Origin of the sequence: Pseudoxanthomonas mexicana, assembly GCF_010093385.1 — a bacterium.
GTDB classification, from domain to species: Bacteria; Pseudomonadota; Gammaproteobacteria; order Xanthomonadales; family Xanthomonadaceae; genus Pseudoxanthomonas_A; species Pseudoxanthomonas_A mexicana.
Genome location: NZ_PDWV01000006.1, coordinates 95,626 through 116,984 on the forward strand (window position 1 = coordinate 95,626; position 21,359 = coordinate 116,984).

19 protein-coding genes are annotated in these 21,359 nt (G+C 67.3%); 16 read left to right on the forward strand and 3 right to left on the reverse strand.

Annotated features, from left to right (window positions below):
- Window positions 1–17 precede the first annotated feature (17 nt).
- Window positions 18–260: a type B 50S ribosomal protein L31 gene (locus CSC76_RS04090; protein WP_162108763.1), complete on the forward strand. Its 243-nt coding sequence runs from the start codon at window positions 18–20 to the stop codon at window positions 258–260.
- Between the two features lie 259 nt (window positions 261–519).
- Window positions 520–1,809: a citrate synthase gene (locus CSC76_RS04095; RefSeq protein ID WP_162108764.1), complete on the forward strand. Its 1,290-nt coding sequence runs from the start codon at window positions 520–522 to the stop codon at window positions 1,807–1,809.
- Window positions 1,810–1,868: 59 nt separating this feature from the next.
- Here the strand turns inward: CSC76_RS04095 and CSC76_RS04100 are convergent, their stop codons facing one another.
- Window positions 1,869–2,369: a cysteine hydrolase family protein gene (locus tag CSC76_RS04100; RefSeq protein WP_162108765.1), complete on the reverse strand. Its 501-nt coding sequence runs from the start codon at window positions 2,367–2,369 to the stop codon at window positions 1,869–1,871.
- A gap of 105 nt (window positions 2,370–2,474) precedes the next feature.
- Between CSC76_RS04100 and CSC76_RS04105 the strand changes: the two genes are divergently transcribed.
- A complete protein-coding gene (locus CSC76_RS04105) occupies window positions 2,475–2,879 on the forward strand; it encodes an Lrp/AsnC family transcriptional regulator (RefSeq protein WP_162108766.1) in 405 nt (134 codons plus the stop codon).
- A 9-nt stretch (window positions 2,880–2,888) separates the two neighbouring features.
- Here CSC76_RS04105 and CSC76_RS04110 read toward each other — a convergent pair whose 3' ends face one another.
- Both CSC76_RS04110 and CSC76_RS04115 read right to left on the reverse strand, forming a co-directional pair.
- A complete protein-coding gene (locus CSC76_RS04110) occupies window positions 2,889–3,542 on the reverse strand; it encodes a hypothetical protein (RefSeq protein WP_162108767.1) in 654 nt (217 codons plus the stop codon).
- A 99-nt stretch (window positions 3,543–3,641) separates the two neighbouring features.
- The gene (locus CSC76_RS04115; RefSeq protein WP_162108768.1) at window positions 3,642–6,065 is read right to left on the reverse strand and encodes a penicillin-binding protein 1A; all 2,424 of its coding nucleotides are present in this window, start codon (window positions 6,063–6,065) and stop codon (window positions 3,642–3,644) included.
- A gap of 216 nt (window positions 6,066–6,281) precedes the next feature.
- On the opposite strand from CSC76_RS04115, the gene CSC76_RS04120 reads away from it, so the two are divergent.
- From CSC76_RS04120 to CSC76_RS04180, 13 genes are all read left to right on the forward strand, one after another.
- Window positions 6,282–7,340, forward strand: coding sequence for a pilus assembly protein PilM (locus CSC76_RS04120; protein WP_162108769.1), 1,059 nt, complete (start codon window positions 6,282–6,284; stop codon window positions 7,338–7,340).
- Entirely contained in the window at window positions 7,340–8,104 is a 765-nt protein-coding gene (locus CSC76_RS04125) for a PilN domain-containing protein (protein ID WP_162108770.1), read from the forward strand. Before CSC76_RS04120 ends, CSC76_RS04125 begins: the two co-directional genes overlap by 1 nt.
- On the forward strand, window positions 8,101–8,787 hold the full coding sequence (locus CSC76_RS04130; RefSeq protein WP_162108771.1) for a type IV pilus inner membrane component PilO: 687 nt from the start codon (window positions 8,101–8,103) through the stop codon (window positions 8,785–8,787). Before CSC76_RS04125 ends, CSC76_RS04130 begins: the two co-directional genes overlap by 4 nt.
- Window positions 8,784–9,311 (forward strand): pilus assembly protein PilP, encoded by a 528-nt coding sequence (locus CSC76_RS04135; RefSeq protein WP_162108772.1) that lies wholly within the window; start codon window positions 8,784–8,786, stop codon window positions 9,309–9,311. Before CSC76_RS04130 ends, CSC76_RS04135 begins: the two co-directional genes overlap by 4 nt.
- A 14-nt stretch (window positions 9,312–9,325) precedes the next feature.
- Window positions 9,326–11,269, forward strand: coding sequence for a type IV pilus secretin PilQ (locus CSC76_RS04140; protein WP_162108773.1), 1,944 nt, complete (start codon window positions 9,326–9,328; stop codon window positions 11,267–11,269).
- 153 nt (window positions 11,270–11,422) lie between these two features.
- On the forward strand, window positions 11,423–12,439 hold the full coding sequence (locus tag CSC76_RS04145; protein WP_162108774.1) for an AAA family ATPase: 1,017 nt from the start codon (window positions 11,423–11,425) through the stop codon (window positions 12,437–12,439).
- A 30-nt stretch (window positions 12,440–12,469) separates the two neighbouring features.
- The gene (locus CSC76_RS04150; protein WP_162108775.1) at window positions 12,470–13,366 is read left to right on the forward strand and encodes a DUF58 domain-containing protein; all 897 of its coding nucleotides are present in this window, start codon (window positions 12,470–12,472) and stop codon (window positions 13,364–13,366) included.
- A gap of 2 nt (window positions 13,367–13,368) precedes the next feature.
- Entirely contained in the window at window positions 13,369–13,821 is a 453-nt protein-coding gene (locus CSC76_RS04155; protein WP_162108776.1) for a DUF4381 domain-containing protein, read from the forward strand.
- A 17-nt stretch (window positions 13,822–13,838) separates the two neighbouring features.
- Window positions 13,839–14,840, forward strand: a complete 1,002-nt coding sequence (locus tag CSC76_RS04160) for a vWA domain-containing protein (RefSeq protein WP_425500833.1) — start codon at window positions 13,839–13,841, stop codon at window positions 14,838–14,840.
- Complete coding sequence (locus CSC76_RS04165; RefSeq protein WP_162108778.1) at window positions 14,837–16,600, forward strand: VWA domain-containing protein; 1,764 nt, start codon at window positions 14,837–14,839, stop codon at window positions 16,598–16,600. The genes CSC76_RS04160 and CSC76_RS04165 overlap by 4 nt, the downstream gene beginning before the upstream one ends.
- The gene (locus CSC76_RS04170) at window positions 16,597–18,270 is read left to right on the forward strand and encodes a BatD family protein (RefSeq protein ID WP_162108779.1); all 1,674 of its coding nucleotides are present in this window, start codon (window positions 16,597–16,599) and stop codon (window positions 18,268–18,270) included. Before CSC76_RS04165 ends, CSC76_RS04170 begins: the two co-directional genes overlap by 4 nt.
- Before the next feature lie 673 nt (window positions 18,271–18,943).
- Window positions 18,944–19,876: a hypothetical protein gene (locus CSC76_RS04175; RefSeq protein WP_162108780.1), complete on the forward strand. Its 933-nt coding sequence runs from the start codon at window positions 18,944–18,946 to the stop codon at window positions 19,874–19,876.
- 154 nt (window positions 19,877–20,030) lie between these two features.
- A complete protein-coding gene (locus CSC76_RS04180; RefSeq protein WP_162108781.1) occupies window positions 20,031–21,344 on the forward strand; it encodes a dicarboxylate/amino acid:cation symporter in 1,314 nt (437 codons plus the stop codon).
- Window positions 21,345–21,359: the final 15 nt, after the last annotated feature.

The window sequence follows — 21,359 nt, forward strand, 5'->3', positions numbered from 1 at the left end:
TACACGGTGTGCCCGCCATGAAGGCCGACATCCATCCCGATTACCGCGAAGTCGTCTTCCACGACGTGACCTCCGATTTCAAGTTCCTGACCCGCTCCACGCTGGGCAGCAAGGAAACGACGAAGTGGGAAGACGGCAACGAGTACCCGCTGATCAAGGTCGAAATCTCCTCGGCCTCGCACCCGTTCTACACGGGCAAGCACAAGGTCATCGATACCAGCGGCCGCATCGACAAGTTCCAGAAGCGCTACGCGCGCTGATCGAACCTCGTCCGCTGTTCCCGTCCGGCCGCGCCTCGTGCGCGGCCGTTCGCGTTTGTGCGCGGCGCATCATGCGTGCTGCCGGAACGGAGGGTTGCGCCCGCGGCCTCATTCTTTGGTCTGACTTTGGTGCGGTATCGAGCGACGGCTCCAGACCCGCTGTGCGATAATTCGGGTCATCCAAGGTTCACTCCCTGGACTCCCGTCACGCGCCGAGCGGGCCTTCCCGCAGGCGTATCCCCACGAAGGAGCGCACACTGTGTCCGAACTCGACCAGGTCACGCTGAATGCGGGCGACAAGTCCGTCGTCCTGCCCGTCCTGAAACCCACGCTTGGCAACGACTGCATCGATGTGTCCAAGCTGACCAGGGAAACCGGTCTATTCACCTACGACTCGGGTTTCACCGCCACCGCCAGCTGCAAGTCGGCCATCACCTACATCGATGGCGACAACGGCGTGCTGCTGTACCGCGGTTACCCCATCGAGCAGCTCGCGCAGCATTCCAGCTTCCTGGAAGTCTCGTACCTGCTGATGAACGGCGAGCTGCCGACCAAGGAAGAATTCGCCAGGTTCGAGCACGAGGTCACGCATCACACGATGATGCATGAGTCGCTGAAGAACTTCCTGCACGGCTTCCACTACGACGCCCACCCGATGGCCATGCTGTCCGGCACGGTCGCCTCGCTGTCGGCGTTCTACCACGACACGCTGGACCTGGAAGACCCCGAGCAGCGCCGTCTGGCCGCGATCCGCCTGCTGGCGAAGATGCCGACCCTGGCCGCTGCCGCCTACCGTTATTCGATCGGCTGGCCGATCCGCTATCCGCGCAACAACCTGGAGTACGTCGACCGCTTCCTGCACATGATGTTCGAGGTGCCGAGCGAGCCGCTGGAACTCAATCCGGTGGTCGCCAAGGCGCTGGACCTGCTGTTCATCCTGCACGCCGATCACGAGCAGAACGCCTCGACCTCGACGGTGCGGCTGGTCGGTTCGACCGGCGCCAACCCCTACGCTTCGGTCGCCGCGGGCATCACCGCCCTGTGGGGGCCGGCCCATGGTGGCGCCAACGAAGCCGTGCTGAAGATGCTGGAAGAAATCGGTACGCCGGACAAGGTGGACAGCGCCGTGGCCAAGGCCAAGGACAAGGAGTCCGGCTTCCGCCTGATGGGCTTCGGCCACCGCGTCTACAAGAACTTCGACCCGCGCGCGAAGATCATCCGCGAGATGACCCACAAGGTGCTCGGCGAGCTGGGCGTGGACGACCCGCTGCTGGAAGTGGCGATGAAGCTGGAAGAGGCCGCGCTGAAGGACGAATACTTCATCCAGCGCAAGCTCTACCCGAACGTCGACTTCTACAGCGGCATCATCTACAAGGCGCTGAAGATCCCCACCGAGATGTTCACCGTCATGTTCGCCATCGGCCGCACCGCCGGCTGGGTGTCGCACTGGCTGGAGCAGCAGGTCGATCCGGAAGCCAAGATCGGCCGTCCGCGCCAGATCTACACCGGCTACGCGCCGCGCGACTACGTGCCCACCGACAAGCGCTGAGCCCGTTGGCGACACGATGAAAAAGGCCCCGGATGGGGCCTTTTTCTTTGCGGCATGGGTCAGGCGTCCGGTCGCACGGCGACACGGGTGGTCAAGGCGTGCAGGGCGAAACCATGGATCGTCCTGTCCGTGGTGGTCGTGCAGTCCGACAGCACGCTGACCTCGTAACGGTCCGCCGCCGGCGACAATGCGGTGAAGACCACGCAGTTCTGCGTCATCATCCCCGCGATGCGCAGGCGGGTGACGCCCAGGTCGGCCAGCACGCCGGAAAGGCGGGGTTGATGGGAGCTGTCCGCGGATTGCTTCACGATGACGGGCGCGTCGGGGGCAGCGGCCAGGATGCGCGCCTGGGTGCCGACGCCGGTTGTGCCGGCCTGGAACAGCGGGCTGTCCGTGGACGCGGCCACATGCTGGACCAGGACCACGGCTTCGCCGCGCGCGCGTGCGCGGTCGATGGCGTTGACGACGGCGTCGAGCGTGGCCTCGGCGTTCCATAGCGGGAGCGCGCCGCCGGGGAAATAGTCGTTCTGGACGTCGATGATGAGCAGGGCGGCGGTCATGCGTTACCTTGGAAGGGGTGGGTTGCGGCATCGTAGTGATGGGTGCTGCGCGTGGTAATTGCAGTTCACAAGAAGCCGCGCCGTTTTCATTGAGGATCGAAAGACATGCCCCTCGACAAGATGGATCGGGCCATCCTGGCGGCGCTGGCGCACGACGCCCGCATGACGTGGCAGGCCGTCGGCCGGCGCGTGCACCTGACGGGACAGGCGGTCGCCACGCGCGTGCAGCAGATGGTGGAGGGCGGCACGATCCGTGGCTTCACCGTGGCGCGAGGCGATCTGCGGCGCTACTTCATCACGGTGTTCATGGATACGCCGCAGTTCGATGCATTCGAAGCGTTCCTGCAGGCACATGCCGAGGTGGAGAGCGCCAGCAAGATCGCCGGCGAAGGCTGCTACCAGGTGACGCTGGCCTGCGAGAGCGACACGGGCCTGGATGACTTCACCCAGGCGTTGCTGCGCTACGGCCGCTACAAGGTCGCCGGCGAGATGCGGCGCGTGAAGCCCTGACGCATCGTTTCAGCGGCGCGCCGCATCCTCGTAGCGGGCGATGTCCTCTTCGGCAAGCAGCTGGCGCAACCGGGTGGCGGACGCGCGCTTCATCGGCCTCTCGTCCACGCTGGAAAGCGGCGCCTGACGCAAGGCGTCGTGCGGCAGCACGGTCAGGTCGAAGCTGAGCTCCTCGGCGCTGAACACCCACACGGGCAGGTCGGCCACGCGTTCCCGGTCGATGCGCAGCCGGCGCTCGCGCGGCTCGGCGGGGATGCGGTGTTCTTCCAGGAACCGGGTGACGGCATCCGGGTCGTCGCTGTGCAGGTGGACGTGCACGGGCGTGTTGGCATCGGCGGTGCCTTCAAGCACCGGGCCGACCAGCCGGGGCGCGAACGCGGACAGGAATTCCATCGCGCGCAACGCGGCCTCGCGCCGCCGCCGCAGGCCCGTCACATGCGCCTCGCCGACGAACAGGCGCTGGTACTCGCGCAGTGCGTCCTCGATTTCGCGGTTGCGGGGCAGGGAGGCATCGTCGTGGATGCCCAGCCGGCTGGCGGCCTTGAGTTTGGCCTGGTGGTAGTCGCGGATGCCGCCCTCGGCCATCAGCCGGGCGGCTTCGTGCGCCAGTCGCTGGCGGCGCTCGCGGGTGCGGGTTTCGGCGTGCTGACGGGCGTGGTGCATGACAGGCCTCCGCGTCGAAACAGACTCGAATGTACACCATGCTCCCGCGTTGTCGATGACGGCGCATGCGCGCCGTCAGGGCGCCTTCACGCCACCGCGTCAGAAGATGTCGAACGCCTCTTCATCCGGCACCGCGTCTTCCGGACCATACAGGTCGTAGTCCTGGATGCGGTCCATGTCCTCGACCTTCACCCATTCGGTGACGCCGTTGAGTGTGGCCTGCACCATGCCGTCCGGTGGATCGTTCAGCGCCACCGGCTTGTCCTTCAAGGCCACCCGCATGTAGTCGATCCAGATGGGCAGGGCCGCCTTGCCGCCGTATTCGCGGTAGCCCAGCGACTGGAAGTTGTCGCGCCCCACCCACACCACGGTGGCGTACTGCGCCCCGAAGCCGCCGAACCAGGCGTCACGGTGGTCGTTGGTCGAGCCGGTCTTGCCGCCCACGTCCTCGCGGCCCAGCACCTTGGCCGCGGTGCCCGTGCCGCGCTGGACCACGTCGCGCATCATCGACACCAGCTGGTAGGCCGTACGCTCGTCGATCGCGCGCGGCGCGGTGACAGCGTTCGGATCGGCGGGCTTTTCCTCGGCCTTGGGCTTGGCCTCGGCCGGCTTGGCGGCGGACGTGGTCGCGGCCGGGCCGAAATTGAAGCCATCCACCACCTGGCTGGCCGGTGCGCCCCCGCCCTGCGCCCCCTGGCCGCAGCCGCGGCAGGCGACGGCCGGGTTCTCCTTGAACACCACGTTGCCTTCGCGGTCCTTCACCTCGTCGATGAACCAGGGCGTCACCCGTGATCCGCCATTGGCGAACACGGCGTAGCCACGCGCCACCGACAGCGGCGTCAGCGACGCTGTGCCCAGCGACATCGACAGGTTGGGCGGAAGTTCGGCCTCGTCGAAGCCGAACTGGCTGATGTAGGTGCGCGCGAACGGCACGCCGATGCCATCCAGCAGCCGCACGGACACCAGGTTGCGCGACTGCACCAGGGCTTCGCGCAGCCGCATCGGGCCGCGGAACCCGCCGCCGTCGTTCTGCGGCCGCCACATGTGGCCGCGGCGGTCGCGGAATACGACCGGAGCGGCCAGCACGATCGAGGCGGGGTTGAAGCCCTTCTCGAACGAGGCCGCGTACAGGAACGGCTTGAAGCTGGAGCCGGGCTGGCGCCGCGCCTGGGTGGCACGGTTGAACTTGTTGCCGGCGAAGCTGTAGCCGCCCACCAGCGCACGTACGGCGCCGTTGTTGGCGTCCAGCGAGCCCAGCGCGGCCTGTGCGCGCGGGATCTGGTCGACCAGGAAGCTGCCGGGCTCCTTGCCTGCCTTGATGCGGGCCAGGTCGCCGCGCTTGACCAGCTTGGCCGGCGTGCGCCCGGTCCACTTGCTGGCGGCCGGGGGCAGGGTGATTTCGCGGCCGTCGGCCGTGACCACCGTGGCGCTGCCATCGTCGTGGGTGCGCGCCACCACCGTGGGGATCAGGCCGTTCTGCGCAGGAATCCCGCGCAGGTGGCTGGCCAGGGCGGCGGCGTCGGCGTCGGCTGCGACATCGAAGTGCCGCTCGATGCCGTTCCAGCCATGACGGTGGTCGTAAAGGCCCAGGCCGTCGCGGACGGCGTCGTTGGCGGCCGCCTGCAGGGTGGCGTCCAGCGTGGTGGTGACGTGGTAGCCCTTGGTCAGCGCTTCCGGTCCGAAGCGCGCGATCATGTCCTGGCGCACCATCTCGGCGACGTACGGGGCGTACACCTCCACCGGTCGCTCATGCGGTTTGGCATGCATGGGCTCGGCCTTGGCCTGCGCGGCTTCGGCCGCGGTGACGTAACCGTCCTCGCGCATCCGCTCCACCACATAGGCGCTGCGCTGCTGGTTGCGGCCGGGGTTGCTGATCGGGTTGCCGCTGGAGGGAAACTTCAGCGCGCTCACCAGCGTGGCGGTCTCGGCCAGGGTCAGCTGGTCCAGGGTCTTGCCGTAGTAGTACTCGGCCGCGGCGGCCACGCCGTAGGAGCGGTTGCCGAAGAAGCTCTTGTTGAGGTACAGCTCCAGGATCTCGTCCTTGGTCAGCATCTTCTCGATGCGGACGGCCAGCATCATCTCCACCAGCTTGCGGGTGTAGCTGTACTCCGAGCTAAGGAACCATTGCCGGGCCACCTGCTGGGTGATCGTGCTGCCGCCGGCCACGCGGCCTTCCTTCCGGCTGACGATCTGCCACACGGCCCGGGCGATGCCGGTGGGGTCGATGCCCTTGTGCTCGTAGAACTTGCTGTCCTCGGCGGCGATGAAGGCCTGCTTGACCTGGGCCGGAACCTGGTCGATCTGCACCGGATAACGCCGGATCTCCCCGTACAGGCCCATCAGCCGGCCGTCGCTGGCATAGATATAGAGGGGTTCCTGCAGCTCAACGTTCCGCAGGGCCTGGACGTCCGGGACCTTGGACGAGACCGTGTAGTACAGCACCCCCAGGCCGACGGCGCCGGCCAGGGCAAGTATCAGGAACGTGATGAGGGTCCAACGGAGAAGACGACGGAAACGGGACATCCAGTGCTTTCCGATTGCAGAATTCGTAACGGCAGAGTATAGATGACCGCCGGGATCGCCACGGGCGATTCCAAGGGGAACAGGGACTTGGGGAACAACCCTCGTGAAACGTGACAAGCCGCACAGCCACGTCAACGTCGGTTGCCAAGCGTAAAAACTTGGTTATTAATGTGGGCGCGCGTCGTGCGCCCTGTGCCCGTCGGAAGGGGAAAGACCGTGGGGCTAATCCCAAAAAGCCAGTCGCCGCTGATCGGCGTCGACATCAGTTCGACTGCGGTAAAGCTGCTGCAGCTGTCGCGCGTGGGCAACCGTTTCAGGGTTGAGCACTACGCCGTCGAGCCGCTGCCGCCCAATGCCGTGGTCGAGAAGAACATCGTCGAGGTCGAGGCCGTCGGCGAGGCCATCCGCCGCGCGGTGAACCGCGCAGGCACCAAGGCCAAGTACGCGGCAGCGGCCGTGGCCGGGTCCGCGGTGATCACCAAGATCATCCCCATGCCGGCCGACCTGGACGAGAACGACCTGGAAGCGCAGGTCGAACTGGAAGCCGTCAACTACATTCCGTATCCCATCGAGGAAGTAAACATCGACTTCGAGGTGCTGGGCCCCATGCCCAACAACCCGGAGATGGTGCAGGTGCTGCTGGCGGCGTCGCGTTCGGAGAACGTCGAACTGCGCCAGTCCGCCCTCGAACTGGGCGGCCTGACCGCGCGCGTCATGGACGTGGAAGCCTTCGCGGTGGAAAACGCCTTCGCCCTGATGGCCAGCGACCTGCCGGTGCCGCAGGACGGCGTGGTGGCGCTGGTCGACATCGGCGCGACGATGACCACGCTGAACGTACTGCGCCGCGGGCGCAGCCTCTACAGCCGCGAACAGGTGTTCGGTGGCAAGCAGCTGACCGACGAGGTGATGCGCCGGTACGGCCTGACCTACGAGGAAGCGGGCCTGGCCAAGCGCCAGGGCGGGCTGCCCGAAAGCTATGAAGTCGAAGTGCTGGAGCCGTTCAAGGAAGCCACCGTCCAGCAGATCAGCCGCCTGCTGCAGTTCTTCTACGCCGGCAGCGAGTTCAACCGCGTCGACCAGATCGTCTTGGCGGGCGGTTGCGCGGCGTTGCCCGGCCTGCCGGAGATGGTGGAGGAGCAATTGGGCGTGCCCACCGTCGTCGCCAACCCGCTCGCGCAGATGACCCTGGGCCCGCGCGTGCAGGCGCATGCGCTGGCTCAGGACGCTCCCGCGCTGATGATCGCCACCGGCCTGGCTTTGAGGAGCTTCGACTGATGGCAAGAATCAACCTACTCCCGTGGCGCGCGGAGCGTCGCGTCCAGCGGCAGCGCGAGTTCTACGTCATGCTGGCCGCCGCCGCCGTCGCCGGCCTGTTGCTGTCGTTCCTGCTGTGGTTCCACTACGACCGCCAGGTGGCCGGCCAGACCGAGCGCAACGAGTTCCTCAAGGCCGAGATCGCCAAGGTTCAGGCGCAGAACAAGGAAATCGAGCGCCTCGATGAACAGAAGCGCCGCCTGCTGGCGCGCAAGGACGTGATCGAGAAGCTGCAGGCCAACCGCTCGCAGATGGTGCACCTGTTCGATTCGCTGGTGCGCACCATCCCTGACGGGGTGATGCTGGGCAACATCAAGCAGGAGGGCGAAGTCCTGACCCTCGAGGGCCGGGCCCAGTCCAACGCGCGCGTCAGTAGCTACATGCGCAACCTGGAAACCTCCGGCTGGATGACCAAGCCCGAGCTGTCGATCATCGAGTCCAAGCCGGAAGAGGTGAAGACGCTCACCAACACCGGTGCCAGCCGCGCGCTGCCCTACGTGTTTAAGCTGACGGTCCGCCTGGCGAACCCGACCGCCGAGCAGGAAGCGGAAACGGCCGCCGCCGGCACCGCCCCCGCCGGTACCGCGCCCGCGGCGCCGCTGGAGGGACAGCCGGCTGCACCCGCCACGCCCGCGCCTGCAACGCCGTCGACACCCGCCCCGTCGACACCGCCACCCGCCGCGGCGCCCGCTAACACTCCCCCGGCCACCGGGAGCGCCTCATGAGCCAGAAAAAGACGTCGCTCAAGAACCTGGACATCAACAACATCGGCGCGTGGCCGCAGAACGCGAAGATCGGCTTCTCGGTGATCCTCGCGCTGTTCATCCTGGCGTTCGCCTACTTCCTTTTCATCAAGGGGAAGGCGGAGACGCTGGAATCGCTCGAAGGGGAAGAGGTGCGCCTGCGCCAGGACTTCGAGAAGGAGCAGGCCAAGGCCGCGAACCTCGAACCGCTGAAGCAGCAGCTGGCGCAGATGGAGCAGGTGCTGCAGCAGATGCTGCGCCAGCTGCCCAGCAAGACCGAGATGCCGGACCTGATCATCGACATCTCGCAGACCGCGCTGTCCAGCGGCCTGGCCAACGAGCTGTTCCAGCCCGAGCCGGAGACGCTGAAGGAGTTCTACGCCGAGAAGCCGATCCAGCTGCGCATGGTGGGCAACTACCACCAGTTCGGCGCCTTCGTCAGCGGCGTGGCCTCGCTGCCGCGCGTGGTCATCCTGACCATGCACGACATCTCGCTGAAGCCGAAGGAAGGCAAGGGCGGCGTGAATCGCGGCGCGCTGGAGCTGTCGGGCACGGTGAAGACCTATCGCTATCTGGATGAAAAGGAAGTCGCCGACCAGGAAGCCGCCGCTGCGGCCTCCAACGGTCAGGCGACGCCGGCACCCGCCGCAGGGGGAGCACCATGATCCGCAGTGACGCCCGTTGGCTGATCCTGTGCGCGCTGGTGATGGCGGGCGGCTGCGCCCGCGGCATCACCAGCACGCCGGGCGACGCTCCCAACCTGGAAAGCTGGGTCGCGGACGTGAGGGCACGCCCCGCGCCACCGCTGGACCCGCTGCCCGTGATGCAGCAGTTCGAGACCTTCGAGTACGCCGCGCAGACGCTGCGCGACCCGTTCAGCGATGCCTGGAACAACGCCGAGGGTGGTGGCCTGCGCCCCGACCCGGACCGGCGCAAGGAGACGCTTGAACAGTACCCGCTGGACAGCCTGGACATGGTCGGCACGATCGGCAAGGGCCCGGGGCTGGTGGCACTGGTGATGGGGCCCGACAAGGTCACCTACCGGGTACGTCCGGGGAACTACCTGGGGCAGAGCGATGGCCGGGTCACCTCGGTCCGCGAAGATGGCTTGGAACTTGTCGAACTAGTGCCGGATGGCGCGGGTGGCTGGCTGGAACGGCCGGCGTCGATCGCGCTTGAAGATCAATGATTGGGGGATACACGATGACCGCTTCGAACGCCTACCGCCTGCGGCCGTCCCGGCGCCTGGCCACCCTCCGGGTCTGCTCTCTGGGATTGGCCATCGGCCTGCTGGCGGCTGCCAGCGCCGCTGGCGCCACGTCCCCGGGCCAGCAGGCCTCCGCCGCTCCGGTCGCTGCCACGGCGGCCCAGGGAGTGTCGGTCTCCAACATCGACTTCCGTCGCGGTGAGGACGGTGCCGGCCGACTGATCGTCCGGTTCGACGGCCAGGGCGCCACGCCCGACCTCCGCAACCAGGGCGACACCGTCGTCGTGGATGTGGGCAACGCCACGTTGCCGGCATCCCTGCAGCGGCCGCTGAATGTGGTCGACTTCGCCACGCCCGTACAGCGCGTCGAAGCGCAGTCTCGGGCCGGCGGCACGCAGCTGGTGCTCAGCACGCGTGGCGACTTCGAATCCCTGGCTTACCAGTCGGGCAACGAATACGTCGTGGAGACCGTGCCCCGTGCCGGCCAGAGGGCCGGGGGCGGCGCGAGCGCCACGGCGGGCACCAGCTCGTCGGCCGTGGTGGCCGCCGCGCAGAAGATCGCCCCCGAGGCCCGCCGCTACAGCGGCCGGCCGGTCACGTTCAACTTCCAAGACGTGCCCGTTCGCACCGTACTGCAGCTGATCGCCGAGGAATCCAACCTCAACATCGTCGCGTCCGACACGGTGCAGGGCAACGTCACCCTGCGCCTGGTCAACGTGCCGTGGGATCAGGCGCTGGACATCGTCCTGCGCGCCAAGGGTCTCGACAAGCGCCGCGATGGCGCGGTGATCTGGGTCGCGCCTCAGCCCGAACTCGCCAAGTTCGAGCAGGACAAGGAGGATGCACGCATCGCGATCGAGAACCGCGAGGACTTGGTCACCGACTACGTGCAGATCAACTACCACTCCGCGAGCGCCATCTTCAAGGCACTGACCGAGGCCAAGGGCGGCGGCAACAGCGGCGGCGGCGGTGGCACGGGCAACAACCAGAACGAGAACGGCTTCCTGTCGCAGCGTGGTCGCCTGGTGGCCGACGAGCGCACCAACACGCTGATGATCAGTGACATCCCGAAAAAGATCGCGCAGATGCGCGAGCTGATCGCAGTGATCGACCGTCCCGTCGATCAGGTGCTGATCGAAGGGCGCATCGTCATTGCCACCGATTCGTTCGCCCGCGACCTGGGTGCGAAGTTCGGCCTCCAGGGGCGTCGGCAGGGTGATCGCACGCAGGCCATTGGTGGCTCGCTGGGCGGCAATACCAGCATCATCAACGACGGCGTGTTCGTGCGGGACGTGGAAGGCGACACCGCGACCGACGGTTTGAACCTTAACCTGCCGGCGGGCACCTTCACCACGAATCCCGCTGCCAGCATTGCCTACACCTTGCTCGGTCGCAACTTCAATCTGGATCTGGAGCTCTCCGCCCTTCAGGAAGAAGGCCGTGGCGAGGTGATCTCCAATCCGCGCCTGGTGACCACGAACCAGCGTGAAGCCGTCATCAAGCAGGGTCGCGAAGTGGGTTACCTGACCATCACCGGTTCCGGTGGCGGCGGCAATGCCGCGGTGCCGACGGTGCAGTTCAAGGAGGCGTTGCTCGAACTGAAGGTCATCCCGACCATCACCGACGACAACCGCGTCTTCCTGAACCTCAACGTGAAGAAAGACGAAGTGTTGCGCTTCATCAGCCTGGGCCAGTTCGGTCAGGTGCCGGAACTCGCCCGTCGCGAGATCAACACCGCCGTGCTGATCGAAGACGGCCAGACCGTGGTGATCGGCGGCGTGTACGAGTTCAGCGACCGCGCCAGCGTGGCCAAGGTGCCGTTCCTGGGCGACATCCCCTTCTTGGGCAACCTGTTCAAGAAGAAGGGTCGCAGCAAGGAGAAGGCCGAGCTGCTGATCTTCGTCACCCCGAAAGTGCTGCGTGTGGCCGAACGCCGCTGAGGCACGCGTGACTGTTGTCGAAAAAGGGCCCCCCGGGGCCCTTTTTCTTTGCGCCATGCGAAGCTGAATCCGGCATGCACGCGGCTACAAGGTGTGAACCTTCCCTGCCGAGGTAGGTCAGAATCCACCTTCCCGTCGATTCCGGCTGCATCCATGGATTCCATCCCCACCGGCAACCCCGCGCCATCCGGCGACGCGCAGGCCCGCCTGCACGAGGCGTTCACGCGCCTGCGCGACGACCTGTCGCAGACCATCGTCGGCCAGGCCGCGCTGGTCGAACGCCTGCTGATCGCCCTGCTGGCGGATGGCCACCTGCTGGTCGAAGGAGCGCCCGGCCTGGCCAAGACCACCGCCATCCGCGCCTTGGCCTCACGGCTGCAGGCCGACTTCGCGCGCGTGCAGTTCACGCCGGATCTGTTGCCGGCCGATCTCACGGGCACTGAGGTATGGCGACCGCAGGAAGGACGGTTCGAGTTCCAGGCCGGGCCCATCTTCCACCCTTTGCTGTTGGCCGACGAGATCAACCGCGCGCCGGCCAAGGTGCAGTCGGCGCTGCTCGAAGCGATGGGCGAGCGCCAGGTGACCGTGGGCCGGCACACGTATCCGCTGCCGGCGTTGTTCCTGGTGATGGCCACGCAGAATCCCATCGAACAGGAGGGCACATTTCCGTTGCCGGAGGCGCAGCTCGACCGCTTCCTCATGCACGTGAAGATCGGCTATCCGGAGGCGGCCGCGGAAGCCGACATCCTGCGACTGGCGCGTGACCGTGCGCGCGAGCAGATGCAACCCCCCGCAATGGCGGTCGAACGCATGCCGCTGGAGGATGTCTTCCGCGCCCGCGCGCAGGTGCTGGACCTGCACCTGGCCCCGGCGCTGGAGCGTTACCTGATCGAACTGGTGCTCGCCTCGCGCGACGCGGCGCGTTACGACGCCACCCACGCGCGGCGGATCGCCTGGGGCGCCAGTCCACGTGGGTCCATCGCGCTGGAGCGCTGCGCGCGCGCGCGCGCGTGGCTGGCGGGCCGCGACTACGTCACCCCGGACGACATCCGCGCCATCGCGCCGGACGTGCTCCGCCACCGCGTGCTGCCGAGCTACGAAGCCACGGCAGAAGGCTGGGACGGCGACCGCCTGGTGAAGGCGCTTCTGGACGTGGTGCCCCTGCCTTGAGTAGCCAGCCCACATCCTGACCCTACGCGCATGAGCGACGGCGTCCGTCCCACGCTGCAGGAACTGATCGCGTTGCGCGCGAGCGCACAGCGGCGCCCGCCCGCGCGCCGCGGCCGGCATTCCGTCACCGGACCTTCGGCATCGTCTCTGCGCGGGCGCGGCATGGAATACGCCGAATCGCGCGAATACGTCGCCGGCGACGACGTGCGCCACATCGACTGGCGCCTGACCGCCCGCAGCGGACGTACGCATACCAAGCTGTTCCAGGCCGAACGCGAGCGGCTGACGCTGATCGTCGCCGACACGTCGCCGCTGCTGTACTTCGGCACCCGCGTGCGCTTCAAGTCGGTGCAGGCCGCACGTGCCGGTGCGGTGGCCGCATGGCAGGCCGTGCGCGATGGCGACCGGCTGGCGATCCTGCGCGGCAGCGCCACGGAAGCGCCGATCCCGCCGGCATCGGGGACCCGCGGCGCGCTGCGCGTACTGGATGCGCTGGTGCGCTGGTACGCGAACCCCCCCGTGGACGATCTCGGTCTCGCATTCGCGCTCGATCATGCCGCGCGCCTGCTGCGCCCGGGTTCGCGCCTGCTGGTGCTGGCCGAGCCGCACAGCGTGGCAGGCATCCCGGATACCCGCTGGACCGCGCTGGCGGCCCATCATGACGTGGTGGTGCTGCTGCTGACGGACCCGCTGGAAACCGATCCGCCGTCGCGGCAGCTGCCCTTCGCGGCAGGCGACCGGCGCATCGAACTCGACCTCGCCAGTGCGGCGCAACGCGAGGCGTGGCAGGGCGAATTCCACGCGCCACTGGAACGCGCGCTGGACCGCCTGCCGTCGCGCGGTGTACAGGTGCGCACGCTGTCCACCGAGGCCGCCAGCGATGACTGGCTGGTCGCGCTGGGCCGCGCGCAATCGCAGGTGGCCTGAGCATGGCGCCTGACACGCTGGTGTTGCGCGACGTGCATGTGCCGCCGGCGCCTTCGTGGTGGCCGCCGGCACCAGGATGGTGGCTGCTCGCGGGCGTCGTCGTGCTGATGCTGCTGGGCATCGCTGCCTGGCGCTGGCATCGCCGTCGCCGCCTTCAACGGTGGCAGCGGTGGTTCGATACCGTGCCGCAGGGGCGGGCGCCGGCGGAACAGGTGGCCGCCGCGTCGGACCTGTTGCGGCGTGCCGCGCGCCGCGTGTCGCCCGGGGCCGACCGGCTGGAAGGCGAGGCCTGGCTTCGTTTCCTCGACGGTGAGCAGGGGCGCGCCTTCAGCGAAGGGCCTGGGCGGCTGCTGCTGGATGGCGGCTATCGACGTACCGTGGATGCGTCCGAACTGGAAGCGGCGCTCGCCGTGGCGCGCGCGCGTTTCCTCGAGCTGATGGCGGCAACGCGATGAGCCTGTCGCTGCCTGCATTGCATTGGCTGCAGGACGGCTACGCCGGCTTCGCCTGGCCGTGGGCGTGGCTGGCGTTCCCGTTGCCGTGGTTGGTGCGATGGGCCTGGCCCCCGCGTCGCGCGCAGTCCGATGCGTTGAGAGTGCCCTACGGGCGTGCCGTGCAGGCGATCGCCGCGCAAGGTGGGCGTGGTCTGGCGGGGCGGGGCTTGGCACTGGCCTGGCTGGGGTGGTTCCTGCTGTGCGCCGCCGTGGCCCGGCCACAGCAGTTCGGCGACGCCGTCACGCCGCCGGCGAGCGGGCGCGACCTGATGCTGGCCGTCGACCTGTCCGGCAGCATGACCGAGCCCGACATGGAACTGGGTGGCGCGGTCGTGGACCGGCTGACGGCGGCGAAGGCCGTGCTGGCCGACTTCCTCGATCGCCGCGAAGGCGACCGTGTCGGCCTGCTGGGGTTCGGCCAGCGCGCCTACGCGATGACCCCGCTGACGCGCGACCTGCAGACGGTGCGCGAGCAGTTGCGCGATGCGGTGGCCGGGCTGGCCGGACGCGAGACCGCGATCGGCGACGCCATTGCACTGGCGGTGCGCCGACTGCGCACCCAGCAGGAAGGCCAGCGTGTCCTTATCCTGTTGACCGATGGGGTGAACTCCGCGGGCGTGCTGACGCCGCAGAAGGCGGCGGAACTGGCCAAGGAGGAACGGGTGCGCATCCACACCATCGCCTTCGGCAGCGATGGCGGAGTGAGGCTGTTCGGCATTCCCCTGCCGATGCCAGCCAGCTCGCCGGAGGATATCGACGAAGCGACCCTGCGCGATGTCGCCGCACAGACCGGGGGACGCTTCTACCGCGCGCGCGACACGAACGAACTCGCCGGCATCTATGCCGAACTGGACCGCCTGGAGCCGGTCGAGCAGCCCGGCAAGGCCGTGCGTCCCCGCGTGGAGCGTTACGCCTGGCCATTGGTCGCCGCATGGGCGGTTGCGCTGCTGGCATTCCTGCTGCCACGGAGGCGCGCATGAGCGCTTTCTGGCCGGCCTTCCATTTCCTGCGGCCCGAATGGTTGTGGGCGCTGCTGGCCTTGCCGTTGCTGGGTGCGTGGTGGCGCGTGCGCCGCCGCCGCGACAATGCCTGGCGAGACCATGTGGACGCGCACCTGCTGCCGCACCTGCTGGTGCGTGGCGGCGCGCGGGCCCGCACCGGCCTGGTCGCGGCCATCCTGGCGTACGTGCTGGCCGTCCTGGCATTGGCGGGCCCCAGCTGGCGACAGGCCGATCAGCCACTATGGCAGGCCCAGCGGCCGCTGGTGGTCGTGCTGGATCTGTCCAGCCGGATTACCACGCCGGACCTGCCGCCCTCGCGCCTGTTGCAGGTGCGGGCGAAGCTGGCGCGCCTGCTCGATGCGCGCGCGGGCAGTCCGGTGGCACTGGTGGTGTATGCGGACGATGCGTTCACGGTCGCGCCGCTGACCGACGATGCGGGCAACATCCGCCTGTATCTCGACGAGTTGTCGCCGGAGATCATGCCCGTGGATGGCCAGCGGGCCGATCGCGGCATCGCCTGGGCGGCGCGCCTGCTGTCGCAGGCGGATTTCCGCAACGGGGACATCCTCGTGTTCACCGATCGCGCGAACGGCGACGCATCCAGGGCGGCCTCGGATGCGCGCGCGAAAGGCTACGCCGTGTCCGTGCTCGGGATCGGCACCTCGACCGGCGCGGCCTATCGCGGTAGCGACGGCACGATAGGCCATGCGGCGCTGGACGCGTCATCGCTGCGCGCGTTGGCCACGGCCGGCGGCGGTCGTTATGCGCCTGCCACAGCCGACAACGCCGATCTCGCTGCGCTCGGCGTCGCATCGCCCGCGCTGGAGACGGTGGGCACGTCGACCACACACGGCGGCGGCAAGGCATGGCGCGATGAAGGCTACTGGCTGCTGATCCCGCTGATGACGCTCGCATTGCTGTGGTTCCGTCGCGGTGCGGCGCTAGTGCTGGTGGGTGCGCTGTGGCTTCCGGTGGCGTCGCCCGCGCGCGCCGCGGGCATCGACTGGTGGCAGCGCGGCGACCAGGCCACGCATGCGCGCCTTGAAGAGGGCGCGAAAGCCTATCGCCAGGGCGACTATCCGGCCGCCGAAAAGGCGTTCGCCGGCATCGACACCGCCGAGGGCCAGTACAACCTCGGCAATGCGCTGGCGAAGCAGCAGCGCTACGACGATGCGGTGGCTGCCTACGACCGCGCGCTGCGCCTGCAGCCTGGCATGGCGGACGCCATCGCCAATCGCGCCCCTGTCGACGCCGCGCGCAAGCGGCCACCTTCGCCGGGCGACGGGCAGGGTAAGCCCGGGCAGCAAGGTGGTGGCGACCAGGCGTCATCGGGTGCGAAGGCCGACCCATCCGACGGAAAGAACCCGAATCGTCAGCAGGATGACGCCGCATCGCAGGAAGCATCGACGTCGTCCTCGGGCGAGCCCGGCAAGGCGCAAGCGCCGAGGAGCGCAGCGCCTCAGCGCACGCCGCTCGAAGCCTCGCCCGACCCCGCCGCACAGGCCGCCGCCGATGCCGCGCAGCGCGAACGCATGCGCGCCGCGATGGGCGAGCAGGGCGGGCAACGCGCCGGCAAGACGCCATCGGATGGGGCTGCGGTACAGGCCGAAACCGCGGAACAGCGCGAGCGCCGGCAGGCCGTCGAAGCGTGGCTCAAACGCGTGCCGGACGAACCCGGCGCGCTGCTCAAGGCGAAGTTCCGGCTCGAACACGAACGCCGGCAGAAGGAAGGGCAATGAAGCACCGCATCTGCATCCCGTTGGTCGTACTGCTGATCTGGCCGGTGTCGCTGCTCGCCGCGACGCGTGCCTGGCTGGAGCAGCCGCAGGTCACGCTCGGCCAGGCGGTCACGCTCAACGTGGAAACCGATGCGGTGTCCGCCACGCCGGACCTCACGCCACTGATGCGCGACTTCGAAGTGGAAGGCCAGTCCGACAGCCGCAGCGTGCGGATGGTGAACGGACGCATGAGCGCCAGCACCACGTTCTCGCTGACCCTGCGTCCGCGGCGCGCGGGCACGCTGGCCATCCCCGCGCTGCAGGTGGGCAACGAGCGCACCGCGCCGCTGACCCTGGAGGTGAGCGCCACGGCGACCGCGCGCGCGGCATCCAACGGCCTGGTGTTCGTCGAAACCGAGGTGGACGATCCGAACCCTTATGTACAGCAGTCGGTCGGCGTCACCGTACGCCTGTATTACGCGACGCCGCTGGTATCGGGGCAGCTCGATCTGGATCCGCCCGACGGCGCGCTGCTGCAGCGCGTGGGCGAGATCGTGCAGTCCAGCCGCGAGATCGACGGACGGCGCTACAGCACGGCCGAGCGCCGCTTCCTGCTGGTGCCCGAGCGCAGCGGTGCATTGATCCTGCCGGGTGCGCGCTTCGAAGGGCGGGGCGCCGGTGGTTGGATGGACGACCTGTTGGGCGGCAACAGTCGCCAGGTCAATATCACCGGTGCGCCCCGCACGTTGCAGGTGCGTCCGCAGCCGGCAGGTGCACCGCAGCCCTGGCTGCCGGTGCGCGACCTGCGGATGCGCTACACCGCCGTGCCGCAACAATTGCGCACCGGCGAAGCGGGTACGCTCACCATCGAGACCACGGTCGTCGGCGCGACGCAGGCGCAGTTGCCGGAACTGCCGACACCATCGATTCCCGGTGCGCAGGTCTTCGCCGAACCGCCGCAGTTCGACGAGCGCTTCGTGGGTGGCACGCCGCAGGTGACGCTGACGCGCCGCTACTCGGTGGTGCCGTCGCAGGCGGGCAGGCTGGTGGTCCCCGGTACGGCAATGGCGTGGTGGGACGTGCGCGCGGGGGCCGCGCGGCGCGCGACGTTGCCCGACCTGACCCTGCCGGTCGTCGTCGGAACCGGATCGCCGTCGTCCGTGCCCGTCGCGGGCGCAGCGCGCGGTGCCGCCACGCTGCCCGCGGGACCGGATGACGACATCCTGCTGGAAGGCGAACGGCGCGTCCCTTCCCATCTGTGGCCGTGGCTGGCCGCGGGCTTCGCGGTGCTGTGGCTGATCACGTTGCTGTGGGCACTGACGCGGCGTGCAGGCACCTCGTCGGGTCCTCGCACCCGTGCGCACGCCCAGGCGGGCGCGCCGGTGACTGCACCCGCCACCCACACCGCGGCCGACCTCAAGCGCGCACTGGATGCGGGCGAGCTCGACGACATCGAGGACGTGCTGCGCGGCATGGCACGCCCGGCCGCGGTCGACCTCGACGATCTGCATCGCCGGCTCGCCACGGCGTCCCAGCGTGGCGCGGTGGAGCTGCTGCGCCGCGCGCGCTGGGCGGGCGGCGATGCCGCGCAGGCGCGGGCGGCGTTGCGCGAAGCCTTCCGCGGTGGCCCGCAGTGGTGCACGCCAAAGGCGGTCGCTAGGGACGAACTGCTGCCGCCGCTATACCCATGACCCTCCATCATTGAGGTGATCGGTCTACGCGACCAAGGTGCACTCAGCAGGTAAATCTACTTACTTCCAGGAAGTGATTGACGAGCTAATCCGACTGTGCGAAACGTACCGCGCGTTGGCTGGATGTTGGATTTTGCTCGGTTAACACAAGGAGTGACTGATGAAATGGATGGTGATTGCGATTTTTTATACTTGTCTTTCAGCTGGGAAGCAGAGGCTGTTGATGTCACTTGTTCAGTAATTAAACTGGAGACTACATCGCACGGGCCCAATGGCGAGACCTACACCAATACGGAATACATGAATGATTGCCAGTTTGTGGATGACGGGGGGGTAGGAGAGGGTGGAAACTGGGACGGAGGGGTGGGTGGAGAAGGAGGTTATCCAGAGCCTCCTTCAGCGGCATTTGCTATTGCTGGCTGTCCTGGTGACGCAACATCACGAGAGCAGGCTGCGTGGGCAGCCTACAGGGCTTGGCAAGCATCCAAGAATCCTGCGGCCCCTTTTGCACAGATATCGGCAGATGCGAGGTTCAGGATGGATGGCGGTACTGTAATGCTCATGTTCTGGGTTGGAGACGTGGGAACCGGTGGCCTCTATGAAAGGACAGACTCGGAGTATCGCGCGACCGATGGAATGCGCGAGACCGTAAAGCCTGGCTGTGGAGGGTGACATGAGGAAGACTATTGGTATTGCGGCATTGATCGCCGTTGCGGTGACTGGCGTTGTCTTCTTGGCACAAAGAGAAAGCGACCAGACGGCTGAAGCCTCACATCAAGTATCGTCCAAAGACGACAGTGTGCCTCACAGCGCGAAGTCGTCTTCACCGGCAGCACAGAATCAGGGCGCGAGTTCAATCTCAAGTATTCTCAATTCCTCAAAAACCAAGGAACTGGCACTTGGCGAATTGCTGCCAGAGGCCGAGAAGGGTAGCGCGCAGTACATATTGGCCGTGAACGAAATTCTTTCCGGGTGCGAATTGCTCTACATGCCGGCGGAGCAGGGGATAGACAGGATTGTTCCGGCTGCTGTCCGGTCAGAAGAAGCGTGGAAACGCAGGTATGCCGAGCGTGGGAAATTCTGCGGGAACAGGACTGACCTTGATGCGCGTGCGGAGAAGCTGGTGGCAAACATGCAGGCGCGTATGAATGTGCTCGCGAGCCAAGGCGACAGGGTCGCTCAGATGTACGACGCCATGGCTGACGCGGGGGGAAGACTGAGCGCATCCGATGCCCAGATCGCCGTCGATATCCTCAAGGATGCTGCGGCCGATAGTGAGTCGGTCCGGCGCGCGGCGCATGCGCTCGTTAGCTCGGACAGCGAGTCCATTCGGCAGGTCGATAGTGAGATCTTCGGAGGTGCCTACTCCCCGGAAGACAGGGCCACCATCAAGTCGCTTGCGGCGCAGGCTTATGCCTGCTCTAGAGGCGCTTACTGTGGTCCGTCTGCAAATTTCCAGATGGACAATTGCCTGCTTACCGGGGCGTGCGACGTGCTCGTGCCTTTCAACGAGTATGTCAGGAAGTACAGCTTGTCAGGTGCAGATTACAAGCTGATGCAATTGTATGTGGAGCGAATAGCGACCTTTGCGGGAGGTTCCCAGTAAGGAATTCCGTAGTTCAGGTTATCGCCTCGGGGTGAAGGGGCAATGACGTCATGAATGCGTATCCAAGCTTTCCGAGCGTTGTCTAAACGGGTCGCGGCGTCACGGGGCCATGTGGTTTGCTAAGCTCCGGACTTTGCCCTTGCAGGACCCGCCGATGACCGACGCCACGCCCGCCACCCGCGCCAGACTCCCGCTGCACTGGAAGATGGCCATCGGCTTCGGCGTTGGCCTGATCGTCGGCCTCATCGTGCATGCCACCGGCCAGGGCGACGCGGGCTGGGTGCAGGACGTCACCAAGTACGTCACCACGCCCTTCAGCAAGATCTTCCTCAACCTGATCTTCATGCTGATCGTGCCGCTGCTCTTCTCGGCGCTGGTCTGCGGCATCGCCGAGATGGGCGACATCCGCGCACTCGGCCGCATCGGCTGGAAGACGCTGGCCTACACCGTGCTGTTGTCCGCCGTGGCGGTGTTGCTAGGCCTGCTGCTGGTCAACCTGCTGAAGCCCGGCGTGGGCGTGGATCCCGCGCTGGCGCAGCAGCTGATCGCCGAGAACGCCGAGCGCACCAAGGAAATCGTCGCCAGCGTCGGCAGCCAGCCGACCGGCATGGACATGCTGTTGTCCATCGTGCCGGACAACGTGATCGGTGCGGCGTCGAGCAACGCCGCCATCCTGTCGCTGATGTTCTTCGCGGTGATGTTCGGCATCGGCCTGGTGCTGACCCCCTCGGAGAACACCGGCATCCTGAAGCGCGGCATCGAGGGCGTGTTCGAGATCTCGATGACGCTGATCGGTCTGGTCATCCGCCTGGCGCCCTACGCCGTGGCCTGCTTCATGTTCAACCTCGCCGCGATCTTCGGCTTCGACCTGCTGCTTCGACTGGGCGCCTACGTGGGTGTGGTCGTGCTGGCGTTGGGCCTGCACCTGCTGGTCAGTTATTCGGTGGCGTTGAAGCTGGCCGGCTACTCGCCCCTGACGTTCTTCCGCGGCGCGCAGGAAGCGATGGTGATGGCGTTCTCCACCGCGTCGAGCAACGCCACCCTGCCCACCGCGCTGCGCGTGGCCGACGAGAAGCTGGGCCTGCCGCGCACGGTGTCGCGCTTCGTGCTGACCGTCGGTGCCACCGCCAACCAGAACGGCACCGCGCTGTTCGAGGGCGTGACGGTGATCTTCCTGGCCCAGTTCTTCGGCGTGGACCTGTCGCTGGGCCAGCAGTTCATGGTGATGCTGGTCTGCATCCTGGGCGGCATCGGCACGGCCGGCGTGCCGTCCGGTTCGCTGCCGGTGGTGGCGCTGATCTGCGCGATGGTCGGGGTGAACCCCATCGGCATCGGCCTGATCCTGGGCGTGAACCACTTCCTGGACATGTGCCGGACCACGCTGAACGTCACGGGCGACCTGACCCTGGCCTCGCTGGTGGCCAAGGGCGAACGGGGCGACGTGAAGCTGCCGGGCCAGCCGGGCTAACACCCCCGAAAGCAC